This window comes from Trichormus variabilis 0441 (genome assembly GCF_009856605.1).
In the GTDB taxonomy this organism is placed as follows: domain Bacteria; phylum Cyanobacteriota; class Cyanobacteriia; order Cyanobacteriales; family Nostocaceae; genus Trichormus; species Trichormus variabilis.
On sequence record NZ_CP047243.1, the window covers coordinates 317,197 to 343,969 of the forward strand.

At 36.4% G+C, this 26,773-nt stretch carries 26 protein-coding genes; 7 read left to right on the forward strand and 19 right to left on the reverse strand.

Annotation, left to right across the window (positions count from 1 at the left end; all coding sequences use genetic code 11):
* Positions 1–34 precede the first annotated feature (34 nt).
* The 4 genes from GSQ19_RS27910 to GSQ19_RS27925 form a co-directional block, all read right to left on the reverse strand.
* Entirely contained in the window at positions 35–718 is a 684-nt protein-coding gene (locus GSQ19_RS27910) for a thermonuclease family protein (protein ID WP_011316581.1), read from the reverse strand.
* A gap of 180 nt (positions 719–898) precedes the next feature.
* Positions 899–2,077, reverse strand: a complete 1,179-nt coding sequence (locus tag GSQ19_RS27915) for a glutathionylspermidine synthase family protein (RefSeq protein WP_011316582.1) — start codon at positions 2,075–2,077, stop codon at positions 899–901.
* Positions 2,074–3,204: a hypothetical protein gene (locus GSQ19_RS27920; RefSeq protein WP_011316583.1), complete on the reverse strand. Its 1,131-nt coding sequence runs from the start codon at positions 3,202–3,204 to the stop codon at positions 2,074–2,076. The genes GSQ19_RS27915 and GSQ19_RS27920 overlap by 4 nt, the downstream gene beginning before the upstream one ends.
* Positions 3,205–3,434: 230 nt before the next feature.
* Positions 3,435–3,821 carry a hypothetical protein gene (locus GSQ19_RS27925; RefSeq protein WP_224311963.1) on the reverse strand — a complete coding sequence of 129 codons (387 nt, stop codon included), beginning with the start codon at positions 3,819–3,821 and terminating at the stop codon, positions 3,435–3,437.
* A gap of 167 nt (positions 3,822–3,988) precedes the next feature.
* Here GSQ19_RS27925 and GSQ19_RS27930 point away from each other — a divergent pair, with 167 nt between their 5' ends.
* Positions 3,989–4,936: a 5'-nucleotidase, lipoprotein e(P4) family gene (locus GSQ19_RS27930; protein WP_011316585.1), complete on the forward strand. Its 948-nt coding sequence runs from the start codon at positions 3,989–3,991 to the stop codon at positions 4,934–4,936.
* Positions 4,937–5,119: 183 nt separating this feature from the next.
* On the opposite strand, the gene GSQ19_RS27935 is transcribed toward GSQ19_RS27930, so the two are convergent.
* The 3 genes from GSQ19_RS27935 to GSQ19_RS27940 all read right to left on the reverse strand — a co-directional run bounded on the left by GSQ19_RS27935 (position 5,120) and on the right by GSQ19_RS27940 (position 6,283).
* Positions 5,120–5,326, reverse strand: a complete 207-nt coding sequence (locus GSQ19_RS27935) for a ribbon-helix-helix protein, CopG family (RefSeq protein ID WP_011316586.1) — start codon at positions 5,324–5,326, stop codon at positions 5,120–5,122.
* Between the two features lie 191 nt (positions 5,327–5,517).
* Positions 5,518–5,649: a hypothetical protein gene (locus GSQ19_RS30370; RefSeq protein ID WP_255449091.1), complete on the reverse strand. Its 132-nt coding sequence runs from the start codon at positions 5,647–5,649 to the stop codon at positions 5,518–5,520.
* A gap of 85 nt (positions 5,650–5,734) precedes the next feature.
* A complete protein-coding gene (locus GSQ19_RS27940; protein ID WP_011316587.1) occupies positions 5,735–6,283 on the reverse strand; it encodes a hypothetical protein in 549 nt (182 codons plus the stop codon).
* 461 nt (positions 6,284–6,744) lie between these two features.
* Here GSQ19_RS27940 and GSQ19_RS27945 point away from each other — a divergent pair, with 461 nt between their 5' ends.
* From GSQ19_RS27945 to GSQ19_RS27965, 5 genes are all read left to right on the forward strand, one after another.
* Positions 6,745–7,353, forward strand: coding sequence for a hypothetical protein (locus GSQ19_RS27945; protein WP_011316588.1), 609 nt, complete (start codon positions 6,745–6,747; stop codon positions 7,351–7,353).
* 4 nt (positions 7,354–7,357) lie between these two features.
* Positions 7,358–7,753 carry a hypothetical protein gene (locus GSQ19_RS27950; protein ID WP_011316589.1) on the forward strand — a complete coding sequence of 132 codons (396 nt, stop codon included), beginning with the start codon at positions 7,358–7,360 and terminating at the stop codon, positions 7,751–7,753.
* A 340-nt stretch (positions 7,754–8,093) separates the two neighbouring features.
* Complete coding sequence (locus tag GSQ19_RS27955; protein ID WP_011316590.1) at positions 8,094–9,470, forward strand: tetratricopeptide repeat protein; 1,377 nt, start codon at positions 8,094–8,096, stop codon at positions 9,468–9,470.
* Positions 9,415–10,887, forward strand: a complete 1,473-nt coding sequence (locus GSQ19_RS27960; protein ID WP_011316419.1) for an IS66-like element ISAva2 family transposase — start codon at positions 9,415–9,417, stop codon at positions 10,885–10,887. Before GSQ19_RS27955 ends, GSQ19_RS27960 begins: the two co-directional genes overlap by 56 nt.
* Before the next feature lie 147 nt (positions 10,888–11,034).
* The gene (locus GSQ19_RS27965; RefSeq protein WP_011316591.1) at positions 11,035–11,367 is read left to right on the forward strand and encodes a hypothetical protein; all 333 of its coding nucleotides are present in this window, start codon (positions 11,035–11,037) and stop codon (positions 11,365–11,367) included.
* A 256-nt stretch (positions 11,368–11,623) separates the two neighbouring features.
* Here the strand turns inward: GSQ19_RS27965 and GSQ19_RS27970 are convergent, their stop codons facing one another.
* A complete protein-coding gene (locus tag GSQ19_RS27970; RefSeq protein ID WP_041457322.1) occupies positions 11,624–11,998 on the reverse strand; it encodes a 3'-5' exonuclease in 375 nt (124 codons plus the stop codon).
* Here GSQ19_RS27970 and GSQ19_RS27975 point away from each other — a divergent pair.
* Complete coding sequence (locus GSQ19_RS27975) at positions 11,977–12,090, forward strand: WD40 repeat domain-containing protein (RefSeq protein WP_104010097.1); 114 nt, start codon at positions 11,977–11,979, stop codon at positions 12,088–12,090. The two genes, GSQ19_RS27970 and GSQ19_RS27975, sit on opposite strands and share 22 nt — an antisense overlap.
* 82 nt (positions 12,091–12,172) lie before the next feature.
* Here GSQ19_RS27975 and GSQ19_RS27980 read toward each other — a convergent pair whose 3' ends face one another.
* From GSQ19_RS27980 to GSQ19_RS28025, 11 genes are all read right to left on the reverse strand, one after another.
* Entirely contained in the window at positions 12,173–12,523 is a 351-nt protein-coding gene (locus tag GSQ19_RS27980; protein WP_011316592.1) for a hypothetical protein, read from the reverse strand.
* A 46-nt stretch (positions 12,524–12,569) separates the two neighbouring features.
* Positions 12,570–13,757 (reverse strand): cysteine desulfurase family protein, encoded by a 1,188-nt coding sequence (locus tag GSQ19_RS27985; RefSeq protein WP_011316593.1) that lies wholly within the window; start codon positions 13,755–13,757, stop codon positions 12,570–12,572.
* A 32-nt stretch (positions 13,758–13,789) separates the two neighbouring features.
* A complete protein-coding gene (locus GSQ19_RS27990) occupies positions 13,790–14,749 on the reverse strand; it encodes a phospholipase D family protein (protein ID WP_011316594.1) in 960 nt (319 codons plus the stop codon).
* Between the two features lie 17 nt (positions 14,750–14,766).
* Positions 14,767–16,593 (reverse strand): ATP-binding protein, encoded by a 1,827-nt coding sequence (locus tag GSQ19_RS27995; RefSeq protein ID WP_011316595.1) that lies wholly within the window; start codon positions 16,591–16,593, stop codon positions 14,767–14,769.
* Positions 16,594–16,727: 134 nt separating this feature from the next.
* Complete coding sequence (locus GSQ19_RS28000) at positions 16,728–18,347, reverse strand: DEAD/DEAH box helicase (RefSeq protein WP_011316596.1); 1,620 nt, start codon at positions 18,345–18,347, stop codon at positions 16,728–16,730.
* A 71-nt stretch (positions 18,348–18,418) separates the two neighbouring features.
* Complete coding sequence (locus GSQ19_RS28005) at positions 18,419–20,725, reverse strand: ParB N-terminal domain-containing protein (protein ID WP_011316597.1); 2,307 nt, start codon at positions 20,723–20,725, stop codon at positions 18,419–18,421.
* Between the two features lie 2 nt (positions 20,726–20,727).
* Complete coding sequence (locus GSQ19_RS28010) at positions 20,728–21,240, reverse strand: GIY-YIG nuclease family protein (protein WP_011316598.1); 513 nt, start codon at positions 21,238–21,240, stop codon at positions 20,728–20,730.
* Positions 21,241–21,411, reverse strand: coding sequence for a hypothetical protein (locus GSQ19_RS30175; protein ID WP_199313131.1), 171 nt, complete (start codon positions 21,409–21,411; stop codon positions 21,241–21,243).
* A gap of 48 nt (positions 21,412–21,459) precedes the next feature.
* Complete coding sequence (locus GSQ19_RS28015; protein WP_041457323.1) at positions 21,460–22,266, reverse strand: phosphoadenosine phosphosulfate reductase family protein; 807 nt, start codon at positions 22,264–22,266, stop codon at positions 21,460–21,462.
* Positions 22,247–25,753, reverse strand: a complete 3,507-nt coding sequence (locus tag GSQ19_RS28020; protein WP_011316600.1) for a hypothetical protein — start codon at positions 25,751–25,753, stop codon at positions 22,247–22,249. The genes GSQ19_RS28015 and GSQ19_RS28020 overlap by 20 nt, the downstream gene beginning before the upstream one ends.
* A gap of 8 nt (positions 25,754–25,761) precedes the next feature.
* Complete coding sequence (locus tag GSQ19_RS28025) at positions 25,762–26,694, reverse strand: DUF4007 family protein (protein ID WP_011316601.1); 933 nt, start codon at positions 26,692–26,694, stop codon at positions 25,762–25,764.
* Positions 26,695–26,773 lie beyond the last annotated feature (79 nt).

Below are 26,773 nucleotides of genomic sequence, written 5' to 3' on the forward strand. Positions count from 1 at the left end.
ATAGCCTGATGCTCACCATCTCAAATCCACCTAGTCAACTCTCGCAACCAATTCCATCCCTATCCCTGTCGAACCCATGCGGATCTGGCTGATTCACCCTAAATCTGCGGTAAGGGATATCAGGACAATCTAAATCTGCCGCATTGGGTGGAATACAAAAATCTGGGTAGGAGCGATCGCACTGTTGTTGTTGAGATCGCTCTATAGTAGGCGCAGTATTTTTCTTGCCTCGCCTGAAATCCCACGGCATCACGGGCTGCGATTGGTTCCAAAAACCCACCTTCTGTTGTTTGGCATTAGCCTCAGCTTGCAGAAATTGGTCTTTGGTGCGATCGCATCCCTTGAGATATTGCCTGTAAAGCACAGCTTGTCCCTCTTGCACCATTGTCAGGTTGACAGAGCGGTTGCTTACAAACACCTCAGCTACCAGCCTTTTGTACTTGTCGCTCTCAATTGACCGAACTTGCACAGACTGACCCAGTGGCAATAGTTGCCCAAGGCGAGTTCTAGACTGCTGACCCCAAGGGGTTTGCTTGAGTTCTGGCGCATCCACACAAGCTAGGCGAATGGTTATGGCTTGCCCTTGTTGATTGCGGACTCTTAGTGTATCTCCATCACCTATGCTCACGACTGTCATATTCGGTAAGCTGGTCTGTGCTATTGTTGGCACTCCAGAAATGAGCATTAGAAATGCCGCAAGAATAACTGCTTTATTCATTGGTATGTGTAGGGTTGGCTGCTTTTAGTATCAAAAATAACTTGTGTTTTTCCTCTAGGCTGTGATTTGGATCGGTAGCAGGGGTATGCTTTAGTTATTTTTGTGGTTAGTAACTTTTCCTTGATCTTCGAGGGGAAACTGTTACAGATAAAGATTGCTGTTTATGGAATGTGAATATGATTAATACCCTATTGGTAAAAATTTAGAAGTATTAGTGATTAAATCTTTTCCTATTCTTGCTCCAACTCCTTCGGGTATTCCATTGATGAGAAAACAGGATAATTGTAAAGTGTAAGTATCCTCTTCCATTTTTATTAAAGGCATATCTACATACTGCTGATATACTTTATATAAGTGGCTGTAATCAGGAGAGGGATTATTTATTAGAGATATTTCTGACTTAAAGATTTCTACTTCTTTACCTTCACGTCCCCAGGTTGGCTTGGAAACAAAAGGATAACTAATGTGGGAATCTTTCATAAACGTAGGAAGAAAATGACTATAACCACTTTGACTATTTTTCAGAGAATTATCTAATCCTAGTTCTGTAATCAAAGCCATCAAAGCTTTATTCTGAATGATAAACGAACTTAAAGGATTAATTAGGGCTACTTTTTTATCATAAACCAAGGGTTCCAAGTAATCCCAAAGGCTCACACCCAAATTAGGATCTTTATCCTCTACCATCCATTCTGTAGGATATAAGCGATAAATAATATCCACTTTTCTATCTATATGGTCATAAACATATTGCTCATCCATTGTAATTTTTTCTATAGGGCAATAGGCAGATTTGTATTGACACAAAGACCGTAAATATTCTACAGTGCCGATATCTTCATCGGCTTGAGATAAGGCAGAAAAAATAATATGACAATCTTGAGGAGACTTATTAAGATATTCTGCTGCTAATTCAATGTATTTATTTAGCTGCTGTTGTAGTATTAGTTCGCTTTTTAGATTAGGATCTGTCTTACCAAAATGATTGGCAACTATGCCATTTATTTTGAATGTTTCTGCAATAAATGTAGCCACCTCTGCATTACATTCTAGTAAGTAAACTTTATCATTATTTATGGCAAAATCACATCTAGCAATAAAAGGAGGCTGTATACTCGATTTAATTAGACGTAATGTCTCAGCAGGATAATCAAAATTTAGTAGTGTATCAGTATCTAAAGACCTCATTATATTTGCTGCTTGAAGTAAGATTGGCCAAACGTTAGCAGCAGCTTGTTTAACTTTTTCGATTATTTGTGGGGAAACTGTTAGCACATCATAGCAGGCATATCCATCGGCATCATACCAACTAAAGATGTCTTTATATTGTTCGTAAAACTGTTTTCTCGTAAGATTCATGAGCTAGAGCCTCCAGAACGGAAACTACCAAAACCACTTACTCTAGTCCCTGGACTACTACGATAGTGTCCGCTAACACGGGTTCCGTCTCTACGGGTGTAAGAACCAACATAAACTGAGCGGCTTCTAAATCCGCTATAACTTGAAGGATAACTATAAGGTTCATCATCACTACTAGGATAATTAGATGATGCTACATCAGATTCTTCTGTAGTAGATTCTTGATTATCATTGTCTGCTAATATTTCATTACTGGGTGCAGTAATATTTAATGCAATACTATCTGTACAAGAACTTTCAAAGCTTAAATTATTTTTTTTACACTTTTCTATTTGGTCTATTGCATCACTAATATTACGGTAGTTTTTGCGATATTCAACAATTTGCGATTCTGCTTTTGTAGCTGCAATACTTCCAGGAGATAAGTTAGATAATAAACTAATGGCTAATTGCCATTGCAATTTAGCATTAATTAAGTCTGGTAAAGTATAAGGCGAATTGGCCGTCAGTTGTGCCGCTTTTTGTGCTATTTCAATGGCTGATTTTAAATTTTGGAAAGATTTCTCTTCTTCTGCAATAACTTTAGCAACATCCGAATAGTTGCGTTGGCAAGCAGCTAAACCTTTTTTAACTACATCGGAAACATTAGTATTAGCAGGAATCTGATTCAACAAATTAATAGCTTTTTCCCATTTATCTTTTGCTTCTTGCCAAGACTCTGAACGGTAATATTGACCTTTAACAAGTGCGGCTGCTTCTTGGTCTAATTTTAGAGCTTCTGCCAAATTTGCTGATGCTGGTTCCTCTATTTTCAATTTTGATTCTAATTCAATTGAAAAAAGCCGTAATTGAGCTAGTTTCTTTTGTGCTTCTTGATAGGGTAGTCCTGGTAAGTTAGGAATTTTTTCTAAAGTGGCAATTATTTGTTTAACTTTAGCATCATTAATTCTCAAAGAATCCAAATCTAATCTATTAATATTGCTTGTTGTTACTAAATTCTGGGCTTGAGCTAACGCTTCTTGCTGTCCTGAATATCCCTGTGTAATAGCACCTATTCTACTTATCCCTACCCAACCTAAAAATGAAGCGATCGCAATGAATAACCAAGTTTTTATCCGCTTGTTCATTATCTATAACTTTGTTTGTCAAAATTGTTCTAGGTTAAATAACATCCAAAAATCGCTCATCTAGCATGATGGCTCTACACCTTGCATTAGGCAATGAGGCAAAGCTTCTACAATAGGCGATTACACAAACTTCATTTAAGTATTGTTTATGTATCTAGTGTAACCACCATTTATCCCTTAGCCTGTGATCTAGATCAGTGGCAAATGATATAGATAAGTAAAATATGGAACTAATCGTTATCTTTAATCTCTAACTGATAAATCCGCATCGATGGGTGTTCGTCCATCATCCGCCAGTAAAACCCTTCTTGCAATGGCGATACCCTATCACCACAGCGATACAGAAAAACTGGCTCACCCCGGCGCATAGCTTTCTTAATTACCTGCTCTAAATCGGAGTCTAAGCCGCCGTTATGCCAGATGATATGTGACTTGCCGAAATACCCCACATTGAGCAAACTTGCAAACAGCCATTCCATTATCGACTGAATCTGCTGTTGCTCAAGTCCGCTACTAGCTTGCCCATAGCTTTCAATCGTCGGTTGCGCTGGTTTGAGTTTAAGGAAATTCAAGAACTTCATGGCGATCGCAAATTTAACTACTTCTATAATTCCCACTTCGTAGAGCGAGGTAAACTATAATCCGCGATCGCCAAGACATCGGCTGAACGGAATCGCCCAGCTATTTGAATTGAGTGACATTTCTGCTCAGTGTGCTATAAGGGTACAGATCATTTGCTAACAGCAAATAACCTGTCAACATAGGTCAAGGACAAGCCACTAAAATGTACCACCCATATTTGAAGCTGATTGCATTTCCTACAATACTCACCACAAGCCTCCTTCTTGTGGGACTCAAGCAAGATACCGCAGAAATCACTAACGCACAGCTAAATGAACAGTCCGTACTGGCTATTAACTGGGTACAGCAGTCGGGAGAGTATCAAGCCCTGACTTACCAAGCATTTAACATCGCCAAAATTGTCTTTGACCAAGCCAAAGCCAAAAGGGTAAAGCAACCAGCCGTTATTGTTGATATTGATGAGACAGTTCTTGACAATAGTGCTTACCAAGGTGGTCTAATTGGTACTAATAATGGTTTTGAAACATCAACCTGGAATAAATGGGTGGCAGCAGCCAAAGCTAAGGCTGTCCCTGGTGCAGTTAAGTTTGTAAATTACGTTAATGACAATGGTGGTACAGTCTTTTTTATCTCTAACCGGGATAGAAGCAGTCAAAAGGGTAGCAAAAATAATGATTTGGAGATAGCAACCATCAATAATTTAAAATCAGTCGGGTTCAAAGGTGTCAATCCTAAAACCGTATTACTCAAAGGTGAGTTTACCAAAATCATTGATGGCAAAGAAAACACTTCAAAGCAATGGCGACTAGAAGCTATAGAAAATGGTAAGGCTGACGGCAAAAAATATACTGTAATTGCTTTAATAGGCGACAATCTCAATGATTTTGATGAGAAGGTTGGTGTCACTAATCAAGAACGGCGTAAATCTGTAGAAAAATACTCAGACTATTATGGGATATTTGACTCTGTTCCTAATAATAAAGCTATAGAGCCTGCTTATATTACATTGCCCAATCCTATGTACGGTAACTGGGAAACGGGAATGTATGATCCTCAAGCCTTCAAAAAGCAAAGCCCTTTTGAACTGAGTCCATCCGAAAAAGAACAACAGCGTAAGGATTCGTTAGTTCGCTGGCTATCTGGTAAATAATACATATATTTTAAGTTATAAAGGAAATCAATTTACCATCTTCACTTTTGTACTGTTTGATTTGCCCAGTAATTATGGAGTTATTTTGAGAGTCAGAATAACTTTTAGCAGGCTCAGTTGGTGATGATTTAGATGTTAGCTTTGCTGATGTCTCAGCCTGTAATTTGTATCAGGTTTAAGGTTTTAATTTGTGTTTGATATTTCTTCAACAGTCAAAGAACGAATTAACTCTCTAATCACATCTGTTGCTGGTCTTCCTGTTGTTGAGCAATATTTTTCTAATCTCTCTACTTCACTTGAAGTGAGATTAATCGTCAGCCGTTTAACAGCCCATTTCTTATTCATGGAGAGCAAACTATATTGATGAATTACTCCTCCAATATCAATCATCTAAACTGTTACTACCAGGATATATCTAACCAAATTAGCATTAAGAAGCTATCAAGAAAATGCTTTTATATTTAAACTTGCAATGAATCGCTTAAATAGATTCAAAAATGTGAAGTTTAGATGCTTTAAAAGCAAAAACTGTAAATAGAATATAAGCTTAAAATTTTTCTGTGAAGAAACATTCAGTAGAATTACATGATGCTGACTTGCTCCCCATCAGTGTAGCTAAAGAAAATCTTGAGATTGTTTGCGGTAGTCGTTGCCAAAGTAATGTGTGATAGTTTAATTCCTTGCTGTTGGCGATCGCTACTAACTTTTATCAATGTTTTTAAAAACAGATGAGGCTAAACCTACCAAATATTGTAGTGTTTTTGTAGGCGATCGCTGCGGTTGTAGAATCAAACATCATCACTCAACATCCATATCCAAAGAAAAAGCAGCCCAAATACTTTGCGTAACTTCGCCTGTCTCAAGCCGTTCCTTGAAAGCCCCTCGCTTTGTCGCGTTTTCATCTGAGATATCCTGCACACTCACCACCCTACCCGCTTCAAAACTGAACTCCAAAAGTGTTTCAAAAGCACTCCCCTTTTGATAACCCATGTGGACGTAGAAATCTCGAATAAAGTCTTTACCCAGACTGATTCTTCCGGTGAAAGGTGTTAGGAGTCTTAATCCTTGGTAAGTTGGATAGCCGTACTTCTCCCCTGGAGGTATTTCTGGCATGATGCCCTGAATTGGTTTATGACCTCCTTCGACTTCACCAATGACCATTTGTGTGAGGAATAAGCCTTCATCGGTAATTTCATAGGTGGAGTAAAAGCCACGATAGCAAGCTGTGTGAAGCATCTGCGGCTGCATACCGTAGTCTTGAGGAATTACCAAGCTTTCTCCGTTTAGTCCAACTAACTCGTATTCTTCACCTTTGTATAAAAATGTGTCTGGGATTTGGGATGTCATAAAATCTTTCCGAGAAGGTTATTATCCTTTCTAGCTTTGAACACGCTGCATTTCTGAGGCGTATTCTTGTAATCGGTCATATCCGGCTAACGAATTACCATCTAGCTGTTTACCTAAGATGGTCTTATTTTGATTATTCCCTTAGCAGAGATATTTCTAACGACCAGTCTGTAAAGGCAACAAGTTTCTCTGTAGTATTTACATTTTATAGTTAATTTTGTTACGCTATATTCATCAGCAGCATTAGCTTCCCTATTTTATATTTCTTATAACTCTAATTTCGACAAGATGAGACACTTCTTGTTGAGTAGTTAATCACTTATGTAAAAATGATATATTTACGTTTAATTCTGTTGTTCCCTTAAATTTTAGCTTGTCATATCTGCATTAATGCTTTTGGCCCACAGTGGTTAAAAATTATTTTTCTCATCAAACAAAATGATGATTCATTGAACAACACTATGACTGAATCAAATCAATCATCTGCTCGTTTCCGCTCTGCAACAGAATTTCCCAAGACAATCGCAAGCCAAAGCACTGCTGAGGCAGATAACTTGTATAAAGAAATGCGAGATTGTCTAATTTTTACTAACCGTAGTCGTTCTCAACTACTTCGCAGAAATGAAGAACACAAGCAGTCTGCTTTAAAGTTAAAAGCAGATGTACAACGTCTACAATCTATGATTAGCCAACTCAAAGGCGAAAAAGAACAAGTTGCTGCTGATAGTAGACAGATTGTCACAGCCTTAGAACAAGAAATTGCTTCTATGGCTGGATATCTAGATCAACTTTCAACAGCATTTGATTCTGTTGCAGATGTAGATAATCCAGACAAAGCTTACTGGGGTGTGTTATCTGTTCCTGGCAAATTCTTAAAGTTCTTAAACGCAATCAAAGCAATTGTGTTATGGTGGCGTGATGATAATGGCGAGGAAGCAAAAGCTTTAAAACCAAAACATGACTCTCAGCCTTATCTTTCAGGTACAGTTGCAGATGATGATGAGGAATTAGACAAACCACAAATGCACTCAGATCAAGCTTCTCAAGGTCGCTCTCTTTTAGATAAGTAAACTCATGGGAAAAAAACGAATTACTCAACTATTAGAGGGCTTAAAGGAAAACCAACTGCGAGACCTGCACAATTCCGCAGCCATCTACACTGTTGCACAAGTCGCTGTTAATGAACTGCAACAACAGAGTTCGCAGATTGAGAAACCTGCACTTGCCGCCTTACCTCCTTCATTAGAAATAATTGATAAAGCTAGACTACTTGAGCAGTATGGTTCTTACAATGCTTGCCGTAAAGCAGCTAAAGAACGAGGCATTAAATTCTCTCGTACTCCTAGTTGGGAGCAACTAGGTGCAGCTTTAAGCTATGCAGAGGCTTTTCAGCAAATTATCAACTCTTATGTACAAACTCATCCCTACCCAAAGCTTAAAGGCACTACTTTTGAGTTAGTTTTCCCATAGTTGAGGTGTTTTCCTATGACCGGGTAGCGATCGCTCAAAATTTTGGTTGACTGGAGGAATTGCAGTTGAGGCATCCATTTGATGGAATGCGTTGATTGCTATTTTGGTTCTAAAAACAAGTTTTATTATGCAATTCCTCAATCCTTCTATAAGACTCATATTTGATTCCTGAAAAACCAAACTGCATAGAAGCCTGCCCGCCATACAAAGGTTTGTTTTTCAGCATACTTAGCAAAATTTGAGTAAGATTCCTATAGTTGTTGAGCTAAATAATTCACATTAAGATAAAAAGCATATAAAAGTATAATTTCTATTTTTATATAACAAAAGATAAAAACTTATGGAAAATATGGATTGGGTAAGCTTGCTAAGTTTTCAACAGGCTGATTTTATTCAAAAATTTAAGTCAGGCTATCTATTAAATGGCTCTTTTCAGAATCAATATAGTGAAATAATTGCTATTTCAGGCGATAAGTTATGTGAGATGATAGAATGTTGCTGGGAAGCAACCGAAAAAAACAAACAATCATCTTATATACGTGAGTCATTTAGTAATAATTTAAAACTCAAATTAATTGAAGAATCCGTTAAATCTAAATTTGACGACTTTATTTTAGATTTATCCAATAATGAATCTATACAAGCCAATGATTTCATTTTTAAACTTGATTCTAATCCATTAATTAAAATACTCATAAAATCATGTCAATACAAACCTGACCATATAGAATGGTCAATACAAAAAAAAGAAATTGAAAAAATTTCCGCAATATTATATGTTTTAATCCTAGAAGACCTAACCATACCACAAAATGTATATAATATAGTAATAGCTGGGTTTACAACAAATAATATCGTCATTAATAATACTATTCTTTGTATTAAATTAGAAGATTTATTATATTTTAGTGGCTTAAAATACTACTTAAGCACTTTAGAAAAATCACAAATTAATAATCTTATACAGGTAGGCAACATACATTTTAAAGAACAGGATTATACTAATGCCATTACATACTATAGTCAAGCATTACAAATAAATAATAAATCTGCTGATATACACTTTATGCGAGGGAAAAGCCGTTACTTATTAGGTGATATATCAGGTGCTATAAATGATTTTAGCCAGACTTTAGAGATTAATCCTAACTTCATCGATGCTTATATACTGAGAGGTAGTTGTAATTATAATTTAGGCTGTGACTATGAAGTATTAGAAGATTATACACAAGCTATAAAAATTGATCCTAATAATTTTAATGCTTATGTGTTACGAGGTGATATACATTTTTATTTAGGAGATGAAATTGATTCCATCCAAGATTACAATAAAGCCATAGAGATAAACGCTAATTGTGATTATATTTACTTTATGAGAGGTAGCGTTTATCATGAAATAGGTCAATACAATGAAGCACTCACTGATTACAATGCAGCTTTAAAAATTAACTCTATAAATCCTGAATGCTATTTTAAAAAGGGATGTATATATTATGAATTTGGAGATAAAGAAGTTGCAATTAGTTATTTTAATCAAGCAGCTAATTTATGGAAAGAAATAAATAAAATTGAAGACTCAAATAAAGATACAATAAATTTTCGTAAGGATTCAGGTAACAGAGTATTGACAAAGGGGACAGTAGAGGTGGAGTATCAAAAATATGAACCAAAACTTGCCTCAAGATTTAGACAGAGAAAGTTTGAGCCAGTTATCTAAAGAAGAACTGGTGGACATCATCATTGAGCAGAGCAAGGTAATACGTGAGCTACAAAAGATAATATTAGAACTACAGCAAGAAATAGAGCGTTTAAAAGTCAGCAGAGATTTAGATAGTTCTAATTCATCAAAACCTCCATCACAAGACATTCACAAAAAAAGCGAAAAAGAAAAAGTGCCTCACCTTGAGGAATCAAACCCACCGAAAAAGAAACCAGGTGGGCAACCAGGACATCAAGGTAAAACTCGAAAGGGTTTTGGCAGAGTAGATCGCTATGAAATTTTACGTCCAACGGATTGCATTTACTGTGGTCAAAAAGCATTTGCACCCCTAGCAGTAAAAGTAGAAAAACACGCGGTAGCGCAACTAGTAGAATGTCCCATAGAAATAGTTGAGTATCAACGCCATACGTGCGTGTGTGAATGCTGTGGAAATATACAAACAGCAGCCTGGCCCCAAGAAATTATTCCAGGACAAGATTTAGGAACGTCGTTACAAGCATTTTTAGGGTGGACAAATAACTATGCACATATGCCCTACGAAAAACAGCAGGAAATGCTTTGGGAACTTGGTGAGATTGAAATTGGATTGGGAACTTTAGTCGCCACCAATGAACGAATACAACAAGCAATTGAACCGAGTATTCATGAGTTAAGTAATTGGGTAAAACAGACACAACCTAACATCCATGTAGATGAAACACCTTGGTCAGTTAAAGGGGTTAAAGAATGGTTGTGGGTAGTGGCTAATTCTGAATTCTGCCTGTTTACTGCGGCTGATACTCGTTCTAGAGCCGAACTAGAAGCAATTTTAGGGACTGAGTATACAGGTGTACTCAGCAGCGATGATTTTAGTGTTTATAATGGCTATCAAGCTGTTGCCCAACAGAAATGTTTGGCTCATCTACGTCGTCACTTCAAAAAATTGATTCAACTTCCCGGTCTTCACAACAAAGCTATCGGCGAAACCTTTGTCAATTTAATTGATGAAGCCTTCAGAAGTTATGCTCAATGGTTTGAAACTCTTGACTCAAACAGTTATAACGATTGGATAAATCAATTCAAATTCAAGTTGCAATTTTCTGTTGATCAATGGATTAACTTGGCAGGAGCTACGGCTGGAAACCTTTTACGTTCTTTGCGCGATAAAGCAAGCCAATGGTGGTATTTCCTTGACCATCCTGAAGTTCCTCCTGATAATAATCTCGCTGAACGCTCGCTGCGTTTAGCTGTGACAAAACGTAAGGTTAGTGGTGGTTCACGCTCGATGAAGCGGTTTCAACATACTGCCAATTTGTTGACGGTAGTGCAGACTTGTCGCCGTCAAGGTAGGTCTGTTATTGATTTTTTTGTGCAAGCTCTAATTGCTGATTCTAATAATTCTCACTCTCGCCCCTCTTTACTTCCGCAATATTAGACCTGAATCCTTACAAATTTTCTATATTTTGAGCAAGTAAAAAAAGCAGATTTTAATTTTAGCGTTGTAAAAATATATGGGCAAAACACTCTACAATTTGATTTTTTAGCAAAGGATGAATTAAGGTGGAAAGAATACCTTAAGAATATGAAATGCTCTAAATGGCAAATAATACTTAGGCCATCTAATAATTTTGCTAGAGCATTAATATATGAGAATTACAGTCTATGGTTTAAAATTTTTCAAGAATTTAGAGATTACAGTTATATCCATATCAAAAATAAAGTAAGTGATTTTGATAAATATATATGTAAACACGAAGAAAATGATACAAACGGTAATAACTTAATTAATGTAAATGATGATAGTGATTTTTTAAAGGAGGAGAACAACAATTCATGTATTAATTTTGATAATGACTATGCTTGGATAGATTATGGTTATATGAATGATATTAATAATCCATTTGAAGTTTATTAAACCTATAATATTAGACCTTGCTTGTATTTTATTGTGGTTCTAGTTTGAAAACTAGCTTTAATCTTTTGCATATTCTTTCTAGTTGTCTATGATATCAGGCATAGAAATGGTCATATCATCAATAATCTCACATTCCGACTACACCATAAATTTTCGTATCTCACTAAACCATAGCTAAATCAATCTTGTAGCGACTACAAGACTAACTCATACAACTGGCTTTCAAGTTAATGAGATCGCCAATTCCTCAGCCTCATTATCTAACTGCCACCTTACCCAATACCATCTCCAAACGATTAGTAAATTCACTGGTGCGATCGCAAGTCATAATTAGCTGGTCGATTGCGCGAGTCATCGCCACATACAGCAACCGTGCTTCCTCTTCGGGCGTGTTGTACTGGTGGGGCATGAAACCAATGCCGGGAATAAGTACCACTGGAAACTCTAGCCCCTTGGATGAAAACATGGTTATGAGTTTGATACTTTGTTCGTCCGGGTGATAGTTGCGACTGTCATTGTTGGCATTGACCCATTCAACGGGTATTCTCAGTTTCTGGAAATCCTGGTAGATGCGATCGCCCATAAACTTCGAGCGCTCAACAAGAAACAATGAGTCTTTCTGGCTATTCATCTTATGTCAAGTCAATAGCTTTTAGTCCAGATGAAAAAACTCTTGTTAGTGGGGGGTATGATAAAACTGTTAAAGTATGGCAAGTAGATTAACCAGCTAACTCAAGATAGTAATAAACTAATAGCTACTTGCACCTAATATCCATCTAAATATCTTTATGTCTACTAAAATCAGCTATTGTTTCACTGTTATCCGTGCATTACCCCAATAAAGCTGATACTGTAAAGCATCTAGCAGTGATTCAGCTTCGTCAACAGTTAAGCCTTCTAATTGAGAACAGATATCGAACAAATCTTGAGGAACGTTATGTGGAATCACTAATTGAGATAGTGCATCTTCCAATGCCTCTGAAACTGGATATTCAGTTGAACTGTATTCTTGCTGCATTAAAACATAAGTTGAAAGCGTAATTCTTAATAAGAGTTTAATTTCTCTAGTGAGTGCTTCAAGATATGCACCATACCTGCCAATAAGCTGGTCAATGCGATTGCTTTGTCCATTATAAATTAGCAAATCTTGTGACATTACTTTCTTATACCTTATAACAGGATGTACAAATGGCTATATTACTTTAACAATACATAACTTGACGAGTCTGCTGAACAGCTAATGATAAAATTTCTGCTGCCTGTTCAATTTCCTCAAGCTTTGTAAATTTACCTATACCAATACGTAACGCACCATCAATAATGTCTGTGGGCAAATCCATAGCTTGAAGTACATGCGAAGGTGCTTGTACCCCTGATGAACAAGCTGCTCCTGTAGAAATCGCTAGTTTTTGACGGACTCTAGCAATAATTGCACTGTTAGAAACATCAGGAATAGAAATATGAAGGTTGCCAGATAATCGGTTATTAACGTCACCATTAATAACTAAACCAGGAACTTTATCCAGTAACAAGTTTTGTAATTTATCTCTAAGGTTAGCGATCGCTTTTTCGTCTTCGTCCATTTCTAATATTCTTAAACGGCAGGCTTCCCCCAACCCAACAATGCCAGGAACATTAAGAGTACCTGAACGTAAGCCTTTTTGATGTCCTCCACCAAACAAAATGGGATTGAGTTGATGTCCTTTTCTTACAACTAAGGCTCCTGACCCTTTTGGCCCATATAACTTATGTGCAGAAAGTGCTAGATAAGTAATGCCCCATTCTTCAAAATTTATAGGGATTTTTCCTACAGCTTGAGAAGCATCACATAAAAAAGGGATATTATATTTTCTTGCTATTTGTCCAATTTCTTGGATAGGATAAATATTTCCAATTTCATTATTTGCTGCCATTATACATATTAATGAAATTCCTGAATCACAAATTTTATTAAGAAAGTCTAAGTTTAATCTGCCCTTTGAATCAATTTGCAAATTGATTATGTCAGCTAAATTTTTCTTAGCAATCATATTACAAGTGTCTAAAACAGCCTTGTGTTCAACTGGTAAAACAGCAATACGAGGTCTTATCTTTGTAGAATTATTATTAGAGACATTGCTTTGAATAACTAAATTAATACTTTCGGTAGCTCCTGATGTAAAAATTACTTCTTTAGAAGATGCACCAACTAAATTAGCAACATTAACAGATGCTTGGGCAACCGCCTCTTTTGCCATATCACCATAAATATGATCAATGCTGCTAGCGTTACCAAACTCTGTAGTCATATAATGTAACAACATTTCTGCAACCCGTTGATCGACAGGTGTTGTTGAGTGATAATCGAAATATATACAATCAAGTTTGTTAGTACTAGTTATCTTTTTCATATTTTAATTAAGGTGAAATTCAAAAATAATCATTATGAACTCCTTTGAACACGGTAGAAAATTTCTGAGTGATTCGGAGTAAATAAAATGTAGCGCTTAGGTAAAAAATAACGTAGCCAACGCATCAGGGTTTGCCAAGCATGCTCTGCATTGAAATCAGGAACTGTTGCACATGGAAGCGACGAAAGAAAATCACGTACTGCACCAAAGCGTTTTGGAGTTGCAATAAATTCATCAACCTGTTGTATTATTGGCATTTCTAGTAAAATAAGACCTAAGTAAGACTCAAAAGCATCTTTTGGCAGATTAGGAGTTAATGGTAATGTATGTATATCTAATAGTGCTGCTTTTCTACTAATTGTAGTTAACTTTTCTAATTGTCCAGAGTAGGCTAAATATAAATCTTCTGGATTACGTAACGTTGGCAACCAATAATTAATCTTGGCTTGTGCCTGGGCTAAATTTTCAAAACTTGATTCTTTTACTTCAACAGTAGGTAAAGGTAATTGCTGCAAATGATGATTTTTGAGAATTTCTATTGTTATAGACATTTGCTCAAATAAACCATCATCAATCTGGATACATCCTGCTAAAAGTTCAGCCTCAAATGTTTTTAAATTATTATATGTAGCTGGAAGGACTACGAGAATTTCAAAATTAGGATGATTAGACCATCCCAAAGCTGATGCAGTTAGATTAGCCGAACCTACGAGACATTCTTCGTCGGCACGATAAAATTTTGCATGTAGGTTATGTTTTAACCAAAGTGAACAATTAGGACGTGCTTTAATAATATTCCATACTTCTAAATCACTTACACCAGCTAAAATTTCCTCAGGATGCCAACGTGTTATACATTTAACTTTAACATCATTAGATATCTTTAAAAACAATCTTTCTAACACGGAAACTTTAATAAAGGGTGCAGCAAGCAAAATATCTTTATGAGCTTCCGCACATAATTTTTCTAACTGAATTGCTGGAAGAATCATAAATAATTTATTCCAATTTACTCTTCTTTCTCTAAAAATTGTCTAGCAATGCGTCCCCAATCTACACGAGTATCTTGAGCGGCTTGACGACGTTTACCATCAGGTTGCTCGTCTTCATATCTTGCCCAAGCCATTAATAAAAGTTTTAATCCCTCTAATGAATTGGTCAGACGATATCGTAATGTTTCTGGATCTACTCCATCTACGTCTTTCTCTAGAATTTCTACTAAATTTTTATAAGCAGGATGGTTAGTATTTAAGGTAACTATAATTGCACCACCTCTAGGTTTGACAGAAAAGAAAGCTGGCGTTTCTAAATCAGCTTCTGCAAATATGTACTTCAAACCATCATCAATGGTAGTTGCAGCTAGCTGAACTGCTTGATTTTCTGTTAATCCTTCGTCAGTTAAGGTTTTTTCAATTACTTGTTGTCTTTCTTGTTTTGATAAAACTTCTTGTTTATCACTTTCACCTGTGTGTCCTTCTTTTTTTCTTTCTTGTGTAACAGCCGTTGCTACTTCTTCTGCTTTCGACCCAGAATGACGTTTTAAATTTCCGCGCCTTCCCTTAGTTTGTGCGTCTAAACAACCACGAATAATCCGAAGCTGGCTCTTAATCTTTTGGGAAATTTCTAATAGTGGGCCTCTTGGATCGCCGTCTTCTTCAAACTCTAATTTTAGTTGAGTTATGGTTTTTCCATCTTTTAATAAAGATTCAATATCAATACTTAGTAATTCACTAAAATTTCTTGCTGATTGTTTATTATTAGTTACACCAAATAAATCATCTAAGGCAGGGGGAAACTCAACCTCAATTCCCCACCATCTATCTGTTGGATCATAACCACTAACTAAGGTTTTATCAAGTTCAAGTTCACGTTCTGCTCTTACAACAGATATACCAACATTTTTAGCTGCGTGTTGTCCATGAGGGAGACTTCCTGGCTGTTTCCCATCCAAAGGTTGGCGTGCTTGATCTTTTGCATAAGAAAAGCGTATTTTTACAGAATGCTGTTGACCACGAAAATCTATTATTTTTTCAACTTCGTATGTATCTTTTCCTTCCCAATATTGGAACATTGAAGTAATATCATAAGGGGGTGGACAAGAGGTTCTTGCTATTAAATAACCAGGATCGTTAGGTAAAGCATACTTTTCAATAATTACATTAGTTAAGTTATCGTAATCAAATGCCATCATACGGATAGAAACTCTACCACTATCTAAAAATCTGCGGTACATCCTGCCAATTAAGAGTTCAGAATTATCAATAATTGCTTTGCCCGTTCTCCAAATACACTTGTCAATATTTGACCAAACTACTAATGTTCCACTTTGTCCAAAACTGTTACTAACTCTTTGCCAAATATTAGGAATTGTCTTTGGTTGTGGTTCTGGTACCTCGGTTTGTCGTTGTTGCTTTATTTCTTCTAAGTCTAAATAAGTATATATAGCGTTCTCTATACCATCCTGCCAACTCCAAACCTCAACCTTTTGGCATTGAGAAACTGAAGAAGATGGTAGTCCCATACCAAAGCGACCAATTCCTATATGCTTTGCAGCATCTAGATAAGTACCATTACCAAATTGCAATGCTAGACGCAGAACTGTAGCATCCATTCCACAACCATTATCTAAAACTGCAAGTTTATAGATTCGAGAACTACGACGCTGATCAACTAAAACTTGCTTTTCGCCGCAAAGAAGTTGGACTTCTGTTGCACCTGCTTGTATCGAATTATCCATCAATTCAGCAATTGCATAAGCTGCATTTTTATAGCCGTTGTCTCGCATTGCTTGTACGGCTAAGTGTGCTGGAACTATATCATGAGGATTGGTAGTCATAGCATTTACCTAATAACCTTAATTGAGTAGTTGATGTAATCGAGTTCTACTTCTAGGATTCCCTAAGATTCAAACCATGTATCAATTTAAACCTGAATTATATGAAAAATAAGTAAGTTATAATTAATAATTTTCTAAATTTTTTCTTTATGCCAAACATCTTCCCAATTACTAAAAGCTTCTTCAAGAGAACCAAATCCCCGTAAAGCGCTGTCAACAACGGTAACAATCTCAGCAGTTACATTACCACCTGCTTTTACACCTCGAATAGCCCGTCCAACCATTTGGCTGTAGAGTACAAGAGATTTTGTGGGACGCGCAATGACTGCTGCACTTGTTCGAGGGGCATCAAAACCCGTAGTTAAAACACCGTAATTACATATAATTTTGGTTTCATCAGAATCATCTTTGAAACTATTAATTAAGCGCGTTCGCTCCAATAATGGAGTATCACCAGTAACTACATTTGCCTGTAAACCCCTAGCTCGGAGTACAGTGGCAAGTAATTTTGAATGTTTTATTGAAATTCCAAAAATCAAAATTCTTTGATGACGTTTGGCTAATTCTTCTACTTCTATAATGATGCTGAGATTTCTTTGTTCATCATCAGCTAACTGTTCTAAAATATGTTGAGGTATTTCTAATTCTTGTTGTATTCGCTCCAAATCTTTCTGTGTTAACTTCAAGCCGTTTTTATAAAATAAAGAGCGGAAATTAGGCTTTGCTAAATATTCCTCTGATATTAGGTAATCGACGGGATTGCTATACCCCGAAACTTCAAGAGTTACTTTGTTTTTTGCAAAAAATTCTGATAATTCAGTATCTACATTGATATCAGACCAAGTTCTACCAGGTGTAGCAGTTAAACCTAGAAGGGCGGTGTTTTCATATGGTACTACAAGTGCATCAAGAACTAACTTATAAGTCTCTGCAATAGCTTGATGTGCTTCATCGATAATTACTAACGATGAAACTTTACCAAGTCTATTGATAAATTGTATGCTTTGCTTTGTACGATTATAAACTTTTGAAAGCCCTGCTACTACTATGCCATCTTCTAACTTATCTACATCTATTTCATGCTCACCCCAAAAACGATAGAGACTTACTTGGCGATCTCCTAAACATTGCCACGCTTTCTGAAATTCGGTTGCGGCTTGTTCACACAGTTCTTCACTATACGCTAACCAAACAACTATAGTCGGTTCAACTGAGCGTAAATGATCTGCAATAATATTCATAGCGGTTCGAGTCTTGCCCGATCCTGTAGGCATATGCAGTAAAACCCGACGTGGCTCCTGCTTAAAATAATTCTTAACTTTTCGCGCTGCAATACGTTGATGGGCAAATAAGGGATAATTAGATACTGCTAGTTCTAATGAAGACGATTGAACTGAATCCTCTGGTTGTGGCAATTCCAATTCAAAGAAGTCAAATAAGGCACGCTCTCTGTTAGAACCATGACGTATTGATGTTTTTTTTAAAGTCTCAAAAATATCTCCTGTAAGCGGAACTTGCATAATTGTTGCTAGAATTTTAGCCTGTTCTGGACGTAGCAAATCTAAAAGCATGGCCCGGCTATCCTTTGTCAAAAGAAGACTAGCAGGAGTATGTAGTTCCATCAAAATTTCTCGTAGACGGCTAGGGGTTACAAGACTAGGATCTAATAGCTTGATTAACCGGACAGCAGCATTTCCGAGTAAAACTTGTAGTGTTCCATCGTCTGCTCTTGATAGCAAGTTATCAAATTGCAATTATACCCCCATCTATTTTCATATTTTGCTTTTGGCAACAGTTTTAAACTAAAATCATATATAAGATAATCTTAGTATGGCTCTTCATTTGGCGATTTTGTTAATATAAGACGCTGGATAATTTTACTATGGTTAGCAAATTCACCTAAGCTAGCTTTAATATTATCTTCACATTTATCACGTATATCTTTACCTGTTTGTATTTCCTTTTCCTTAACAATTTCTTCGATTTCGTTCTCGCTTCTTCCTTGACCACGACATTCAGCTTTGATTAGATCAATTTCGCGTTTGAAATCTGATGAGTTCAACCCTGCTTGGATAGCTTTTAAAATATATTCTTCCCGTAGTTTAAGCACACTCTCAATTAAACTTGGCAATTTATATTTATAAGCATCAGCAATTGTTGAATCAGCAGATCGATTTAATCCATCATATATTGCTCTGTAAGCATATTTTGAATGAACAATTTCTAAAATAACATAACGAAAAAATACCCACTGTCTCTCATTTAGCTCTTTAACACCACTAAACATTAACAGTTTTCTTAAACCCAAATCACTTGTATCAAATACTTTAATTCTCGGTTCTTTAACTAGACCATTCAGAGTATAATGCTCTACATCTGAATTAGATGAGAAAAATATATTCAGGGCATCTATATAGAGGTTTGAAATAAATTCAATATGCTTAATACGATTATCGTATGAAGTATTTGGCTCTAAAATTAGCTCAACAACTGAATGAATTGTCATTAAGTAACCAAGCTGAAAAGCTTGTGTAGATATCGTATCAAAAATAGACTTAGAGCGTATTAGTAATTCTTTGATGTCTTCATCATTACCTTCTGTTGAGAAGAACCTTTTATAATCAATATTGAACAACTGTGCTGCTCTAAGTTTTTTAATTTCGTCTTCCCGTTTATCAAGCGCTTTCACTACAGCATTCGCATCATTCAGCTGATTAGTAATATAATCTCCAACTGATTTTCCTTCATCGGTGAGGTCTTTATGTCTATCAAGCAGGCGTTGACGATGCTCTTCAAATACATTTCTGACTCCACTACCTTCAAACATCAAACTATAACATTTACTTTGGATTAAATCAGCACGCGCATCTGAGTCAAGCAAGCGAGTACGCAATGCTCTCATTTCTGCATTTTGGACAGTAAATGGTTTAAATCCATCAAATAATTTGATCAAAGCTATATCAGAAATTGTTGCCAATAAATCAACTGCTAGTTCGACCTCGCTAGGAGGATAATATTTGGCAGAGGTACGAGAAAGCGATTGCCACTTTTCTAGAAGCGTACCTCTTAAAATTTCTACAGGACGAGCAGTGTTTTTTATACTTCTACCATCAGTAATATTAGATGGCTCATCAAAGTTAAAAGCGTCTGGATTTCCGAATGCAACTGCTGCGTGCATTTTATATAAAGCAACAGCAGAAGAATATTGTAATTGACCTGATACAACTTGCTTACCTAAATCAGATTCAGAATCACCAAACGCAAAAGAATAAATACGTGCTATTGAAGAGCTTTCTTCACCTCTTCCTTTTAATTTTGATAAGGTTGTCCGCATCATTCGAGCAGCAAAGTCTTCGTCATCTAATAGCAATTCTCGTGATTGACTAACTCGTTTTGCAGTTTTATTTACAACTAAAAATATTTCACGACATACTCTTTTTAAATCTATTCCTTTTTGTATATATTCTTGATTTGCTTCATGTAAATCGGGCAGAAAAATAATACATACAGGTAATTCTATATGTTTAATTTGTTCTGCATTTAATGAAATGTGGTTATAAAAAGAAGCATAGCGATCAGCACCCCAACTTTTATTGATTTGACGATGTAAAGCTAAAATAGCCATCGCACGATGCTGCCCATCTGCAATGACAAATGCAGTTCTTTGGCGGTTATACTTAATTTCACCAATTGGAGTAACTATTTCTTCCAACTTTATTTTATTAAAGTCAAATAAATCTCCGAAGGTAATAGCTTCTTCAGTTAAAGTCCTTGGTTCTGGATAGTATGGCTGAATACCTGTATAGTTGCTATTTTTAGGAACAAGAACTGCAAGTATAGGTGGAAAAAATCTCGCTGATGCTTCTTTCTCTCCTAGCAAATAGGGAATAAGGTCATGAGCAACACGAGAATCATCAAGGTCACGTTGCAATAATTCATCGAACGTTAGCTCTTCTATATCAAATACTTCACGCCAAGGTACCATTTGAGAAGCAAGCTCATTTTCCCAGGTTCCCTCAGAACCCGGTTTCATTTTTGTTAATAGAAACTGAGCGCGTACACGATCTCCGTCCGAGCCAACTGTAAATTCACCATAAGTACCATATACTGGACTTTTCTGTACACCAAACATTTTTAACGCCTCCCACAAATTGGATCTGCCACTAACTGTAAAAGTCTTTCTAATGCTTGCCTTGCTACTGTATCTTGGTTCGGTTCATCACTATCAGGGCCAATGTTCTGAGGAAGTGTAGTAGTAGGAAAAATGTTGACAACCAAATCTCGTGCAGCTATTTGTCTTACCCTAGCTTCAAGTGCAAATGTGTGAGATAGGCTCAAACGCTGCATAACAGAGTCCACCGTAGCTTGGGGATAAGCTGTTAAATGTCTACTTACTGGGTGGTTGTCATCCCACATTTCTGTTAAAGATAAATAATGTTGACGATACACCCTCTTATGTAGGTTTTTTGCTATGCCAATATAAATTGGTCGAGTAAAAATTTGTACTGCATTTGATTTAAAAAAATCTAAAAAAAATTTATTAGAGTTAGCGATCGCCTCATCTAAAACCTTTGACGCTGTTTGCTGCTGAACCCCACAGACTAGATTTAGAGGTGATGTTGATATCAATCGAACACCATAACGCATCTATATACTTGTCGAAATCTCAATTTTTGTTCCTAAGAAAGACGATAGGGTTTTACTTATAGCCTGTTCATCGACTACGCCAGGTTTATAGTACCAAGCGTATAAACCTTGCTGATGTGGGATGCGTGCTATTTGAGAACCTTGATATTGCGTTTGAGTAGTTATATCCATAAATTGGTTAATTAGCTACTCTATTGTACCCAGTAATAATCCTGTTGTTTACAGGTGACAAGCAAAACAAGGTTGTTCATCATCTTCACTGTCGAGAACTTCTTCTAACGCTTCAGCAAGAGTTTTATTTGGTGTCTTTTTTTTCTCCTTAGCTATTGCTTTTTCATGCTCGGCAATAATTTCATGTTTCCGAGAAAGCAGTTCTAACAGCGATTCTCCTTCAGACCATGTAAAACGCCTGCCATCACTGTGTTGTCTTTCATACTTAACAGCCTCAGCAAATAACTCAGGATGTTCCTGAGCCAGCATTACCCATTCATACTTACGTTGAAAGAAACAAAAGAAACAGCCTGAGCGGCTACGCCATTGGTAATATTTTGGCAGTCCAATTCCGCTTTCTTCAAGTATGCGGATGATATCAGCCTTAACTAAGCCATGTTCTTTAAAAGGGAAAACAGGTTTAATATTAGGTTTCCTGGAAATATACCCCTCTCTATTTTCGTCAGCACGAATCCCAATGTAACTAATAGCCTCATCATTCCCCACAAACTCCTCTAAAGGTTTAATTTTCATCTTGACAGTACACCAGCGCATTTGAGGTGAAGGCAGCAAACCATCATGAATTGCTAGCCAGTGGTCGAAGCCCCGTTTTTCACTAAGATAATGAATTTTAATACCAAGACGTGCTTTAATACGCTCAAGATATTCATAGGTTTCTGGTAACTCTTTGTGAGTGTCGCAGAAAAAATATTCCATTTTAATTTCTGGGTATTTCTGGCGCATTAGTACCGCTAATGCAGTACTATCTTTACCGCCAGACAAACCTAATATGTGCCTAACTGGTTTTTTGTTCATGTTCTCGCTCTTTACGTTTAGCTCTAACTTGAGAATTGTTATCATTAAATGATACACTTAGCACACGCTCTGTCAACTTAGCAACAACAGCTTGGTGTAATTGCGGGTTATCATATTTTTTCAAGATTGCCAAAATTTCTTCAAATACACTATCAATTTGAAGTTGATTTTCATTATCAAACCAGACTAATGAATGAGTTTCTTGTCCGTCTGGACGTGTAACAGTTATTTTACGTGCTTCAAAGCCTTCCGAAGTTCGAGTTTGAGAATCTTTTTGCAAAGCTTCAAGATTTTTGAACCGTCGAGCAAGATCGGAAAGCTTTAGTTCAAAATTTGTGGCATCTTCATCTGTCCAAGATTCAGCAGGCTTGTCAGCAACGATCATTAATAATGCTTCTAACCACTCTGTGTCGGTAGCATTTTCATCTACTGCTGCTTGTACAAAGCTTCTAACTCGACGTTCTAACACTTGGCCACTCAAATAACTAGCCCTAACCCTCAAATCTTCTCGTAATTTTTCTTCACCACTACGTACTGAAAAAGCAGCATACAGAAGGGATTGGCACTCACTAAGCAGACGGTCATAAGCTGTTTGAATTTCGTGCAGTGATGCAACAAGCTTTTTTCGCAGAGTTTTTGCTACCGTACCATCATCCTCTTCACCAGCTACAATCGGATTAAGCCCACACGCTAAAGGTAATGAAGTAAATAAAAGTTCGTCTGGTTCTTGTGCTTTCTGTAAGTTTTGCAAAACTGCCAATGCTTCATTACTTAAACGTTTTGTTTTAATAGTGTATGATGGCAGCTTTTTAACAAATTGAAATAAAGGCTTTACAACCACTAGTAAAGTTGAGTTTCGTACGCCTCTTGCTTTAGTAATATTCTGCTGACGTAAAATTAACTCAAGCTCTCTAAAGACTTGCGATCGCAGTCCCATGACTTCAAAGTATTTAACACCAAACCGGGATGGTTCTTTTAGCAATAACTCGAAATGCTCAGAACCTAAAACTGGAATAAATGTACCATCTTTATAAACGCCCACATCTTCAACGTGATACAGCAAAACTGCTGCTATCAGTACTGGAATAACCCCACGCTTTACACCATATGGAGGAGCTTCCAAAATTTTGTAGAGCTTATCTAAATTTTGTATTTTGTCTTTAGCCTGCAAACAAAAATCATTTATTGCGTGCCAAATTGTAGATATACCAGATTTATCATAAGGTGAATAAAGTCCCCAGTCTCCATTCTCTTGACGATGAATACCCGTTTCACTAAGTACAGAATAATACATAGCAACTTCAGGCCCAAACCCTTCTAAGCAAAGCCTTTCACGATCTTGCTTTTCTAACATTGCTTCGATTAGTTCTCTCCGAGCTTTAGCACCTTGAGAAGTCAACTCACGTCTATTTATCAATTCATTCCTAAGTTTTAAACCTAGATGATAAATTTCATCGCATATATCTGATAATTTGGCATTGAAATCCGTAATGTAATTGACTTTTTCTTTCTTACCTCTAAACCAACATATATTATTTGTTGCTACATCGAAAGTTTGAGTAATAGTTTCATCCAATAACTTTTCTGCTTGTGTTAAACGGTATCGTACTTCCTGTCTTGCAACACCATCACTTTGCAACTCAGCAGCAGTAGTTTGAATTTTCTTTAACGCTGCAAATTCTCTAGCTCTAATCCGCAATATGTCTAATCTTGATGGATTAAGTACAATCAATGGCTTACCATCGGCTGTACTTGCTGGGATATGCGTTGGCTCTACTTCATCTACCCAATAAGCTATTAAACCATCACAATCATTACTGGAACAATATAATTTAGTCAAATCTTTCAAGCCGTCTACATAACACCTTTCAAAGTAACGTAAAGTACCTGTTTGATAACTATGACGTTGAGCAACTATAGGTTTAAGAGGACGAATATCAGAGATGAGATTAACTAAAGGAGAACGTTCTCTTTCTAAATAATTTGTTAATTCAATGTCAACATTAAAGTCTGAACCTTGCCAAATTCGTAATTCATCTAATTGACGACGATATGTAATAATCCCCTTTTGAAGAAGATTTTCAATCACTCCTTCCCAATGGTTCTTATTTTTATCTAAGATATTATCACACATTGCCATTGTTACTAAAGTACGAGTTGCTCTCATTGCACCTGTAGTAGTAACAAGATTTAAAATTCCAATAGTTTTTAATACTCGTAAGCTATCAATGTCTTTACCTTTAGCATCATCAATCAAATTTTTGATTTCTATCCAACGTTGAAGATTTGGACGTGAGCCTAATCCAGAACCAACTGCTTCAATGAAGTAATCATAAACTCTATCTAATTTTAAAACTGGTAAACTTATATTATCAATAGGAGTTTCTTTCAAAAAACTCTTAAAAGAATATGGTTCATCACTTGTCAAAAAAGTAAATAGAGAACGATCATTTTGAGCATATCTTGTACATAGCATTGGCATTACTAATGCTGTAATAGGATGCAAAGGATAAGTATCTGCTAAAATCTCATGTGTATAATCATCCTTTATTTCATCTGGTAGATTTTCTATCCATTTTTTCGTTTGTTCAGCAATTATTCCTTGATGATTTATGGCTTTTGATTGGTCAATTGCTTTCCCAATTAACCTCATCATTTGTGTTGGAGAATCTTTGAACGGAATATCCTCAAATCTACCTTGGATCTTTGACCATTCATTACGTTGTATGGAAGCTAGTCTTTCACTATAATCTGCAAATGCTTGGTGTAACAAACCTATTATATAGATTTGATAGTCTTTATCTTTTGGCAGTTCTGCTAACTGTTGTAATAAATATAAATCTTCTGCACCTTGATTTTGAACAGCAAACTCAAGATTTTTACCTAACTCATCAATAACTAGGACAATTCCTGTAGAAGCAGAATTAGCGACTTCTCTAATTAAACTAGGTATTTCTTTACTGTCTATAATTTTTCCATCTGCAACCTGCGCCCCAAGGTCTACTAGTTTTCTTGCTACTTTAATTTTATTAATCTGCTGGCGCGACCAAAAAGTTTCAGCACCTCGCTCTAAAGCTCGAACAATAGTATTACTTAATGGTTCTCGTTGTGCAGTAACTACTGCCCTGAATAAACCTTGGGTAGGTAAGGTGTTTTGGATTGCTGAATATTCAGAACTATCAGAACCAAATGTTTTGATTACAATTTCAAGCGCAACTTGGTGTGATTGGCTGTTTAAAGGAGCGCATAAGGAAACGAAAAAGTGAGCAAACGCAGATTTTCCAGTCCCGTAAACACTTGTTATAGTCCAAGCACGATTCTCGGATTTTCCAGTTAGTCCAGCTAATATTCGTTTAGTTGCATCTACTGACCTTTCAGTCAAAATATAACCCTGCAAGGACTCAATCTTATCAAAGTCTCGCTCAAGGTTAATAGAACGAGAATAACGACGTTTGAGGCTAAAATAATCAGATAAGGCTTTGTTCATCGATCTGTCTAACTAACCCTGTGTTTATAGTACTTATCTAAAATATCCTTTGCTAAAGCTTCTGGCTCGGATGTAAAGGAAAATTGAATTAGCCCTGATGAATCAGAAAGTGAAATCGAGGTTGACCACCTAGCAACTTGTTCAATGGCATCACACACAGCACTTTCTGAAAGTTTGAAAATCATTCCAGGACTGCCGATATCGTAAACTAGACGGGAAATAGAAATAGTTCTCTGCTCACGTCCTACAAAGCTGGCATACTCAAGACAGGCAGCAACTAATATTTCTGCTGGTAAGTTTCCTTTATAACCAACTCGAAAAGTAAAATGCCGTGAATCTCCTGCGGTATGAATGATTCCTAGTTGAGTAAAAGGACAGTCTAAACTTTCTTCTGTTATACCTACCTTAGTATTTGCCTGTTCTACATACATTCGCAAAATACAGGATACATCTTTCTTTAACGATGATTCAGCAATACGTGGTGCAATACTATCTCTGTAAGTACACAAAGCATTAAATAAATCATCTTGTGAAAATTCGTTTTCTCTAAAAATATTAAAAGTAAAATACCAAGCAGCTGCATTACAACTTGGTTTTAGCAAGTTCCAGTGTAAAAGCCACAGTGTTGCAGGATCTTCTAAAAAGATATCCCAGCCATCTTCTCCTAATAGAAGATTACCAAACTCTGACGGTTCATCATTCTCTAATACCTTAAAAGCATTGCACCAGTAGCGAATAGCGCTTACCATGTTTTTCCCAACACCTAATCTTACAGGTGCATCCTCTTGTAAAAAGATTTTGGGATTAACTTGAGCCATATCAAACCCTTTTTTTATCCACCCATAACGTGGATGAAATGTCTCATGACGGGCAAAAGCTGGATTGACATTAGTTATTTCCTTAACAATGCCATCTAAGTTGAGGCTGATTTGTTTAACCATAAATATTTCTAGACGTTAATAGAATAACTAATAAAATTTATTAAGATCCCAACTATTATAAGAAAATCCATATTAAGTG